A 3593-nucleotide genomic window follows, 5' to 3' on the forward strand; every position below is an offset into this window, starting at 1 on the left:
TCAGCGGAAACCACCACCGTGTGCGACACCCCAGGGGTGTTCTCCACAAAACTGGTGATCAACCAGTTCAGGTTCTGCGCCGCCTGGCTCATCGGCCTCACACTAACGCTCCTGATCGTAGGTGTGACCGGGGCCTTGGCCCCGTTCGTCGTTCTGCGCGCCGCGGCTCTTCCCCGCGCCGCGGCCCTGCTCCACCCCGCGGCGCAGGCTGCTGAGCCGGCCGCGGACGTCGTTCGGATCCCGGGATATCTGAGGCCCACCGGGTGCGGGCTCCGGTAGGGGGTGTTCGGTCAGGTTGGCCCGCGGAACCCTCCTCGGGAGCCCGGCGGACGTCTTGCCGCCCGTGCGCTCCTCGCGGCGCGGTCCGCGATCCCATCGCACCTCGGCCGGCGTCGACGACGCCGGGGCCTCCTCCCGCGGTCGCTGTGCCGAATCCTCCTCGGGCTGCCACTGTCGGTCCCTGCGGGGTAGCCCCGCGCTGATGGCCGCGGGATACCGCCCCTCGGCCGGGTCTGGTGCAGTGAAGCCTACGCGCTGCGACGTGCCCGCGGGACCTTCGAGTTGAGATTCCGCCGCCGGCGCGAGGCCTCCGAACACCTGTTGCGTATCAGCCGGTTCACCATACCCGGGGCCCGTGGTCGGGACCGCCCCGGGCTGCTCCGCGTACGGTTCGACCGCCGCGTGCCGCCCGCTCGGCTGAGCGGCGGGGGGCGCGGGAGGCGTGGAGGAGGTGGGCGCGGGCCCGGGGGGCGTGTCGCCCGCGGCGGGCGCCGGCCAGCGTCCACCGCGCGCCAGCGAGCGGCCGACCGGGGTGGACCCCGCGGGATCACCGACCCCCTGGTAGCGGGACTCGTCGAAACCCAGTTCGGCCGCGGCGCGGGCGGCGGCCAGGCGGTCGGCGTCGCTCACCTCGACCCGCCCCGTCACGGGTGCGACCTCGTCACGTGCGGGCTTGCGCCGCCGGCCGGTGCCGCCGGTGAGGGTCAGCTCCTCGGGGAGCATCACCAGCGAGGTGGTGCCGGACTGCTCGCCCGAGGGCCGCAGTTGCACGCGGATGCCGTGGCGCAGCGAGAGCCGGCCGACCACGAACAGGCCCATCCGCTGGGAGACGGCCGCGTCGACGGCCGGCGGCTCGGCGAGCCGCTTGTTGATCTCCGCGAAGTCCTCCTGGGTGAGGCCGATGCCCTTGTCGTGGATCTCGACCATGATCCGGCCGTCGGGCAGCCGAGTGGCGGTGACCAGCACCCTGGTCTGCGGGGAGGAGAAGGTGGTGGCGTTCTCCAGCAGCTCGGCGAGCAGGTGCACCAGGTCGTTGACGACGGATGCCCGCACCTCGGCCTCGGGGACGCCGGAGATCTGGATCCGCGCATAGGCCTCGACCTCGGAGGCCGCGGCGCGCAGCACGTCGACCAGCGCGACCGGCTGGTTCCAGCGGTTCTCCGGCTCCTCGCCGGCCAGCACCAGCAGGTTCTCGCCGTTGCGGCGCATGCGGGTGGCCAGGTGGTCGAGCTTGAAGAGGTGGTCCAGCTGCTCCGGGTCCGCTTCGCGGCTCTCCAGTTCGCTGATCAGGGCGAGTTGACGCTCGATCAGGCCCTGGTTGCGGCTGGAGAGGTTGGTGAAGATGGCGTTCACGTTGCCGCGCAGCAGGGCCTGCTCGGCGGCGAGCCGGACGGCCTCCCGGTGCACCTGGTCGAAGGCGCGGGCGACCTCGCCGATCTCGTCGCGGCCGACGATGCTGATCGGCGTGACCCTGGTGTCCACGGCGCCCGGCTTGGTGCGGGAGAGCTGGGCGACGACCGCGGGCAGCCGCTCCTCGGCGACCTCGGCAGCGGCGGCGCGCAGTTGGCGCATGTCGCGGCTCATGGCCCTGGCCACCAGGCCGGCGAGCACCAGGGCGAGCAGCACGGCGGCCAGCACCACGACCGAGTTGACGATCATGTCGCGGCGGGCGACGCCCGCGACGCCCAGGGCCTCCTCGACGGCGTCGTCGACGAGTCGCACCTCGATGGCGCGGTAGGCGTCGAACTCCGCGGTGGCGGACTGGAACCAGCTGTCGGGGGTGACCCCCTGGTCGGCGAGCTGGCCGGGGGTGGCGCCCGAGGAGATCTGCTCGACCATGGTCTCCAGGTCGGGGGCGGCCGGGGCGCTGGCCGCGGCGTCGTCGGCCGCCTCGGCCATGGCCTCGGTGAGTCGCCGGCCGTCCTCGGCGGTGCCCGCGGTGACGTACTCGGCGCGGGCGATGTTCTCCAGGTAGGCGTAGGAGCCGAACGCCGTGAGCTGCGTCTCGGTGGCCCGCTCACCGGGTCCGGGCGCCACCAGCAGGTGGGTGCCGATCGAGCGCTGCAGCGAACTGGCCGCCTTGGCGAGGGAGATGGCGTAGACGGTGCGCCCGTACGCGGCGATGTTGTCGGAGCCGAGGCCGAGTTCGTTGGAGAACGACATCAGCGGGTGCTGGACCGCGACGTAGCCCTCCTCGGTGGCCACACCCGGGAGTTCGCCGGTGTAGGCGGCGTCGCGCAGCGGCTGGAGCTGGGGCTCGGCCTGCGCCACGGCGTCGACGCGGCGGCGCAGGCTGTCGGTGTCCGGGGCGTCGTCGACACGCGCGTAGAACTCGTCACGGGCGGCGTCGGTGGCCGCCCTGGCCCGGGCGACGATCTCGGACCCGGTGTCGCCAGCCAGCAACGGGCCGGCGGTGACGTCGCGTTCGTCGATCAGCGCGTGCCCGTAGGCGGTGGAGGCACGGACCAGCTCGGCGATGCGCTCGGCGGCGTCGGCCTCCTGCCAGCGGTCGTAGGAGTCCCGGACGCGCACCCCGCCCAGCAGCAGGGCGACCAGCACGGGGATGAGCAGGATCGCGTAGAGCTTGGTGGCCACCCGCCAGTTGCGGGGGGCGAACCGGGAACCGGCGGAGGGCGGTTGCTCGTCGTCTCCGGCGGCTCCGGCCGGCGGCCGGGCCGTCGCGGTGGGCGGCTGGAAACCGCCCCGACCCGGTCCGCCGAGGGCCGCCGCTTCTCCGGAATTCGGGGGAGTCGCGGTGTTGCGCCTCACAGGCTGTCACCTCTCGGCATTGATTTCGCCATCGCGGGTGGGCCGGTCACGCCCGGGGGTTCCGTGGATTCCAACACGCCACGCGACGACTTTCCAATCCCCCAAACCAGGTTGTTTCCGGCCATCCATGAATGCCCGCAAAAGGGTCATCACCCACAACAAGCCGCGAAACGTCGGGAGTTCGTGTGCGCAGCGGAGCCGGACGCTCGCGACGGGTGCGCGCAATGCGTGGAAATGCCGGCCGAATCGTTACGAGATTCGGGAGAAGAGAAGGAGGTTCCGTGTGGCCGTGACGGACGGCACAGATCGCCGCGAGGACGGCGGCCGCAGGGACAGCACAGCCCGCCGGCGAGGGCCGGCGGGCGGCGGGCGACCGGTGCGGGACCGGTCAGTGCAGGCGGGCGAGGAGCGCGTGTTCGACGAGGGTGATCAGGGCGCTCTTGGCCTCGCCCCGGGTCCGGGCGTCGGTGGTGATGATCGGCGCGTCAGGACCGATCTGCAACGCCTCCCGCACCTCCTCGGGCGAGTACGGCTGATGCCCGTCG

1 protein-coding gene and 2 pseudogenes are annotated in these 3593 nt (G+C 72.9%); all 3 read right to left on the reverse strand.

Annotated elements, in window-relative coordinates; genetic code table 11:
- Window positions 1-101: pseudogene (locus ACFWI8_RS36135) on the reverse strand (roadblock/LC7 domain-containing protein); the annotation flags it as partial.
- Between the two features lies 1 nt (window position 102).
- Window positions 103-2874, reverse strand: coding sequence for a nitrate- and nitrite sensing domain-containing protein (locus ACFWI8_RS36140; protein ID WP_387100466.1), 2772 nt, complete (start codon window positions 2872-2874; stop codon window positions 103-105).
- A gap of 562 nt (window positions 2875-3436) precedes the next feature.
- Window positions 3437-3593 (reverse strand): annotated as a pseudogene (locus tag ACFWI8_RS36145) (ATP-binding protein); the annotation flags it as partial.

It is taken from the genome of Streptomyces sp. NPDC127098 (genome assembly GCF_042722465.1).
GTDB lineage: Bacteria > Actinomycetota > Actinomycetes > Streptomycetales > Streptomycetaceae > Streptomyces > Streptomyces millisiae.